Origin of the sequence: Bartonella sp. AA89HNZF (assembly GCF_042196905.1) — a bacterium.
Lineage (GTDB): Bacteria > Pseudomonadota > Alphaproteobacteria > Rhizobiales > Rhizobiaceae > Bartonella.
Window position 1 is genome coordinate 20,201 of record NZ_JBHIRD010000022.1, and the last position, 7,403, is coordinate 27,603.

At 37.5% G+C, this 7,403-nt stretch carries 3 protein-coding genes and 1 pseudogene; all 4 read left to right on the forward strand.

Annotated elements, in window-relative coordinates:
- Positions 1-8 precede the first annotated feature (8 nt).
- A complete protein-coding gene (locus ACFIN0_RS08265) occupies positions 9-3,419 on the forward strand; it encodes an autotransporter outer membrane beta-barrel domain-containing protein (protein ID WP_375702292.1) in 3,411 nt (1,136 codons plus the stop codon).
- 555 nt (positions 3,420-3,974) lie between these two features.
- Positions 3,975-4,103, forward strand: coding sequence for a hypothetical protein (locus ACFIN0_RS08270; protein WP_375610851.1), 129 nt, complete (start codon positions 3,975-3,977; stop codon positions 4,101-4,103).
- Between the two features lie 28 nt (positions 4,104-4,131).
- Positions 4,132-4,858 (forward strand): annotated as a pseudogene (locus ACFIN0_RS08275) (autotransporter outer membrane beta-barrel domain-containing protein); the annotation flags it as partial.
- A gap of 170 nt (positions 4,859-5,028) precedes the next feature.
- On the forward strand, positions 5,029-7,403 hold a 2,375-nt coding region (locus ACFIN0_RS08280), incomplete at its 3' end, for an autotransporter outer membrane beta-barrel domain-containing protein (protein WP_375702293.1).

Consider the following 7,403-nt stretch of genomic DNA (forward strand, 5'->3'; position numbering starts at 1 on the left):
AGAAAATTATGTTTAAAAATCATCTCTCTTTATGTCATTTTACAACGGTTATTTTTTTCTTTGTATACAATACTGATGCAGGTGAGATTTCTTCTGAGAAGAAGCCATATTCATGTAACGAAAGTGCCTCATTTTATCGCTGTAATGATGGTAAAACGCATGAAATTGCCAAGAAAACTTATCAACTTACGGGTGAAAGTTCTGATGCTGCCATAGAGGCATCAGGGAAAAATACAGTCATTGAGGGAGAGGCTATAATCATTAACGGTGCTTCGAGTGCACATGGACATTCAGAAACAAACGCTTGGACAACAGCTGTAAAGTCCTCAAATGGGGGAGGCGTTGCTCTATTTGATTCCATGTTAAATAACGTGTCGATAGGGGCCGATATTAATGATGAGGGAGCTTTTGAGATGCAGAATGGGGTGATTAAAGCAACCAGAATGGGGATCAGTGTTGGGGGTAAAGGGTCGTTTGTTTCTTTGACCAAGACAGAGATTAAGACATCTTCTGATGCGATAGGTCTTTTGAGTCATAATGGTGCAAAAATTTATATGAAAGGAGGAAAAATTAATTTTGCTGATGGTATTGGTGTTCAAACAGGAGGAGATGGAGAAATTAATTTAGAGGGCGTTTCTATTAGTGGGAGGGGGAAACTGGGAACAAATACAGATAATTATCGTGAAGGTTCTGCTTTTAGTATGCTTCAGGGGAAAGGCTCTCTTAATTTCCAGAAAGGAAACGTTAATGTCGACAATGTTCATGGTATTGTAGTGCAGGGGAATAACCATAATGCTGCTCATATAAAATATTCCAATATTTTTGTGAGAGGGAATGGATTTAATGGCATGCACTTTTTTTGGGAAGCTGTCTTAAATGATAAAAAAACAATTATACCTGGAAAAGGGACTGTCCATTTGACAAAGACAACTTTTATGGCTCCAGAAAGTACGGCTATTTATAGTCGAGAATTCGAAAGTTCTGTTAAACTCTTACAAAATTCAAAAATTTCTGGAGATTCACTCCTGAAAGCTGTTGAGCGTTCTAATGTAAAGATTGAGGCTGATGCTTCTACCCTTGTAGGAGGCGCACATGTTGATGAAAGTTCTACAGCTAAGATAGATTTAAAAAATGGTTCAAAGTGGATTTTATCGCGACCAAAATATGACAAATTGCAAAATTCTGATGCTTCTGGTTTTAGGTTAAAAGATTATTCTTCTATTTCATCGGTTAATCTTACGGATAGTTCTCTTGTTTTTGAAGAATTAAAATCTAAAAAAACAAATGGTTATCAGACACTTCTCATTGGAAAAGGATCTGGGACTGTCTATAAAGCGCACGGTGATGTGAATCTTTATCTTAATGCATATTTGGATAAAGGCGGAGTTCTGCAAGAGCAAAAAACTGACCGGCTTTTAATCAATGGTGATCTTGAAGGAAAAACAACAGTTCATGTGTATAGTGTTCCTGGAAGCTCAGGGGCATTGACGGGAGATGGTGGTAATAATCAGGGGATTTCCATTATTCAGGTTTATGGAAAAGCCATGGAAGATTCTTTTCAGTTAAATGGGGGGTATGTCACACTTGAAGCCTCCCCCTATCAGTATCATCTTAAGAGTTATGGTCCAGGCTCTGCTTTAGGGACTGCAGATTCCAATCAAAGAGTGCTTAAAAATACTGGAACATTTTGGGATTTCCGACTTGAAAGTCAATTTGTTGATTCCACTAAGGTTTTTCCTGTTCTTGATTTGGTTGTCCCCCCTTCTTCTGATGATATTCCTTCTGTTCTTAAAATTCATCCTAATATTACTGGAGGTGAGGATGGTTCTATTGATTCTAACTCTCAGCAAAAACCTCAGGAGCCAAGTCTTTCTTCTCCTGTAGATTCTCCTGATAGGGATTCCCATCTTACGACCACACCTAATGTATCTGATGTTTTTGTACTTGAGATCCCCAATCCTCTTTCCTCTCTTGCACCTGTTGTTCCCGCTATTGCTGAATCTAATCCAGTTTCTCCACCTGCATCTGGTTCACTTGTTCCGCCATCTGTTCCACCCACTCCTTCTGTTGTTTCCCCAGTTGCATCTGGTTCACCTGTTCCGCCATCTGTTTCACCCACTCCTTCTGTTGTTTCCCCAGTTGCATCTGGTTCACTTGTTCCGTCATCTGTTTCACCCACTCCTTCTGTTGTTTCCCCAGTTGCATCTGGTTCACTTGTTCCGTCATCTGTTTCACCCACTTCTTCTGTTGTTTCCCCAGTTGCATCTGGTTCACCTGTTCCGTCATCTGTTTCATCCACTCCTTCTGTTGTTTCCCCAGTTGCATCTGGTTCTTCTGTTCCGCCATCTGTTTCACCCACTCCTTTTGTTGTTACTCCACCTGCGTCTGGTTCTTCTGTTCCGGCATCTGTTTTTGAGCCTTCTTCTCATTTTGAGCCAAATGTGAGAGTCGTTGTTCCACAGGTTTTGACTTATATTCTTGTGCCAAATACCTTATTTTATGCTGGTTTGATGGATATCAGTAATCAAAGCAAGCAGTTGCAAGCGCTGCGAACTGTTTCTGGTCGGTTGTTGAAAAATGATGAAAATCCCGCTTTGTTTTTGCGCGGTTACGGTGGACATCATCATTATACTTCAAATTTGTCTGCATTTAAATATGGTGATTATGGCGGTGAGCTTGATTATAATGCACTAGAGGCAGGTGTTTTACTCAAGAAAATCGAAAGTGCATACAGTACGACATCTTTTGGGATTATGGGAAATTATGGCAAGCTTTCTTTGCAGCCTCGAAAGGTTAAACAAAGTCAAGAAAGTATATTTGATAAATGGACAATAACAGCATATGGAAGCATGCAGCATGATACGGGTCTCTATATGGATGGTCTCTTCTCTTATGGTTTGTTTAATGGAAATGTTCTCACACTTGAGCGAGGTAAAACGGCTGCATTGAGAGGGAAGCCCCTAAGTGTTTCTTTAATTGCTGGTAAAACGTTTATGATAGGCAGCCGATATTTTATTTTTGAACCACAGGTTCAGTTTGTTTATCAAAATCTCCAGTTTCATAAGACTCGTGATATTGATAATTTTAATATTGATATGCGAAGTCCAGATCATTGGGGGATGCGTATTGGTGGGTATTTAACGAAGACACTTACATTTACTAAAGATAAAGATGCACATGTTCTCTCATTCTATGGTAAGCTTCATTTCATTCGTAGTTTTGATGATAAACAATTTGTATATTTTAAAGATGCCTTCCAGCTTGGTTCCTTTGGGACTTCTTTAGAAGCTGGATTTGGTGTTTTTTCGCAATTATCTCCAAAAATTATTTTTCATAGCGATCTGATTTATCAGCATAAATTTACGAGTGACGGCTTTTCCGGAACGCATTTTTCTGGTGGATTAAGTTATCGTTTTTAATTGTATTTTTCTTTAATACATCCTTTGTGAAAGACATAAACACAAAACATGGTTTTATTGTGTTATTTTTCTGATTTTTGACTTTACATATAACACAAAACAAATTATATGTAACGGCACATAATAAGAATAATGAGTAGATGAACCAGGTGTGTCTTTTCAGTTTTTTATGAAGATAAAATAAAGAAAGTTTAGACTAAATTATGATTAAAGTACTAAAACGCTATGTGTGTGTGTTCTCTTACGACCTCTATTTCTTTCTTCGTGCACAATATAGATGTGAGTGATAGATGTGAGTGCAGAAGATTATAACCCCTCGTGTAATTCTCTTTTTAAGTCGTATTCGTGTGATACAGTTGATGCTTCTCGTACTTTTGGAAGTCGTAATAAGTTATATATGAGTGGATTGGATAGGAGGACTACAGGTGTTATTTTTACAATACGAATTCATAACATAGTTATTAAGCCGCAAAAAAGTAAAGGGGAAAAAGGCTTTCAGGAACTGATGGAATTTTAGAATTAAAGAGATCTGAGAAGATTACATCAGCAGTGGTTGTGTCAAAAGATAATAAAACTTCTTTTAAAAAGAGTTCTATTACAGGAAATGGCGAAAAGAAAAGTGGTAGAAATGCTACGTTATCTCAATCTGTGTTTGGTGTGAAGCAGGGTGGTTCTTTCCTTTGATGAAGGTAAGATTCAGGTTTCTGATGTTCATGGTATAGAGGCAAGTGTCTTGCTCAATGCGATTGAGGATACACATCACACTTTGAGCTTTGGAATAATGGAGAATAATGGAAAAAAACTCTCTACAACCTCAAGATGTTAAAGAAAGCAAAAAAGTACATTTGATAAATGGTCTATTACAGTATATGGCAGCATGCAGCATGATACAGGCTTTTATATAGATGTCCTTTTTTCCTATGGTTTATTTAAAGGGGATGTTTTCACGCAAGCAAGAGGCAAGACAGCAACATTGAAGGAAACACCTTTGAGTGCTTCATTGATTGCGGGCAAGTCATTTACGACAGGGCATAAAGGGGTTATTTTTGATCCGCAGGTTTAGGTTATTTATCAAAATGTGCGGTTTGATAAGGCGTCTGATAACGATGGATTTGATGTCGAAATGGGAAAGCTTGATTTATGGGTGATGCGTGTTGGTGGTCTTTAAGAAAGATGCTTGCTGCTTCTGAAGAGGCTCTTGTTGTTTCTTTCAATTGCAAGCTTCAGCTTGCCATTAGTTTTAGAGGAAAACAACGTGTGCGGTTTGGAGATGAATTCCAATAAGGGCTTTTGGCTCTTCTCTAGAAACTGGAATGGGATTGAAGGCTCAGTTGTCTTCAAACTTTGCTTTGCATGGAGATGTAACTTATCAGCATTGCCTTAGAAAAGGTGGTTTTTCAGGGATTATTTTTTCAGGCGGTTTATACTATCGTTTTTAGGTGCCTATGAAATATAGAGTAATTTTACATAAGTTATAGAGTGTTTTATGAAGTATAAAGTGATTATTTAAGTTTTATACTTGCTATTTTTAGTGTGTTTAACTTAATGTTATGGGGAATGTTTTTTATTTTTAACTAACAGGGGAGAAAGGCAAATTAGGAATAAAGTTATGGTTAATGTATTAAGCGGGTATAGATTTTTATTTATTACAACGGCTATTGTTTCTTTTTTGCCAATCGTGAGTGTTAATGCGAATCCTAATAATTTAGGAACTTCCTGTAATGTATCAGGGAGTTTTTTTACATATAGCGATAGTAAAAAACATACGATAAGTAATAAAAATTATACTCCTTCTGTCTCTTCTCTAGATGATTTTATTGCTGTCTTCTCTATAGAAAAAGAGGGAACTGTTTTAAATTTATTAGAGACAAATATTATCTCGCATAGGCCAAAGCAGTCATTTTTATATAGTGCATCTGTAAAAGATGATGGCAAGCTTGTTCTAACCAATTCAAATATTAAGGATATGTCCGGTTTTCGTGTTCAGAACGGGCAAGTTGTGATGAATAGAGGGAAGATTGAAGGTAGTTTGCAAGCTGTATGTGCAGAAGGAAAAAAAACCGATATTGCTTTAGTGAGCGTAAATATTGATATTGTATCAGATAATTTGAATGCAAAAGGGATTGGATTTGTGAGTAGTTCTGATGCATTCGTTAGGATGTCAGGCAGTACTATTATTTTTCATGAGATTGGTGCGTTTTCAACACAATTTGGGGGAAAATATCTTATTGATACAACCAATATTCAGGGAAAAGGTAAGAAACATACGATTGTAGTTGATAATGAAACTATTGATGAATTTCCAAGAGCTTTTGACATATCACAGGGTGGTGATGTTCATTTGCGTGGTGATTCTATTCAGCTCACTGATATGCATGGCTTCTTGATTACGAATTTTGCAGGTTATGCAGATGCTGAAGGTAAATTGATTCAAGAATACGCTTCATCAAATGAGTTTAAAAAGACAAGTATTAAGATTGAAGGTACAGAAATTTCTGTTCAGGGTGAGGGAGTATACGGTCTGTATTTTTATGGATTAGGCCCAGATGTATGGGGTGATATGTTTAAGGTAGGGAGTGAAAAACTTTCAAAAGTAGAAAAAATTGTTTGGGGTGAAGCATCTTTGCATTTGTCACAGACAACTTTTTCAGTTCCCGATGGTATTGCCATTTATAGTACGGGAGATGATATTTATGGAGCTGAAGCTACCATTGAATTAACAGAAAGGACAAAGATCTCTGGTGATTTATTGTTAAAGGCTCAAAATAATTCTTCTCTATTGGTGAAAGCAAAGAATTCTACTCTTACAGGGGGTATTCGTGTTGAGGATGTATCAACTGTTCACTTAGAATTAACACATGGTTCTGCATGGTATCTCACCAAAAGGAAACATACAGATTTGCAAGAATCTCTTCCTGTAGATTCATTACTTTCGTCTATAAGCATTTCTGATAGCACAATTTTTTTTGATAAATTTATATCTCAAGATTATCAAACGCTATATATTGGAAAAGTATATATTGAGAAAGGAAGTAATCTAAATGACATAAATCCAATAGAGGGGATACAATATGATAAAGAAGCCTATAATGCAAAGGGAAATGTGCAGATTAAGATGAGTGCGTTTGTGAATAATGACGGCTCGTTTAATCCTCAAAAAACTGATCGTATTTTGATCTACGGGAATGTTTTGGGAAGTACACTGCTCATGATGGAGAAATTTTCCAAAACCTTAGAAGAAGAAGCTGGCAATAAAGGAAGTCAAAGTATTTCACTTGTTCAAGTTGCTGGGACAGCAGAGGAAAGTTCTTTTAAGTTAGCCAATAGTTATACTACGGTGAATGGATTTCCTTATCAATATAAACTTCGTGTCTATGGTCCAAGTTCTTCTTCTGGAAATGCAGATCCAAAGAATAGATTGGTTGTTGGAGAAGGGGATTTTTGGGATTTTCGTCTCGAAAGTGTTTACATTGGTCCTGAATTAGATTCTTCTGAAACTGCTTCTAAGCCAACGTCTACAGTTTTACCTCCTCAATCTGAAGAAGAGACGGTTCCTTCTAAACGACCAACAGAGACTATTTCACCTGAACAACCCCCTTCTGTTGAGCCTCCACTTATACCATCTACACCTTCTTTGCCTGAAGGATCTGAACCGTCTGAAATATTTATCCCTACGGATTCGACGCTGACTCCTTCTGCACCAGTTCCGTCTGAGCCTCCCTCTGTACCAACAGTTCCAGAAAATCCTTCTGCTGTGCAACCTATGCCTGCACCGTTTGTTCCAGTTGAAGATTCTACTAATGATGTTCTGCCATCTGAGCCCTCTGCTCCAGAGGACACTTCATCTCTGGATACTGTTTCTCCTCCTTCTGCCCCTGTTGAACCAAAGCCTTCTGGGGATTCTGCTCCTATTAATCCTTCGTCTAATCTCCAAATTAGAGCTGTTGTTCCACAGGTTCCAACTTATCTTCTTTTGCCAAATGC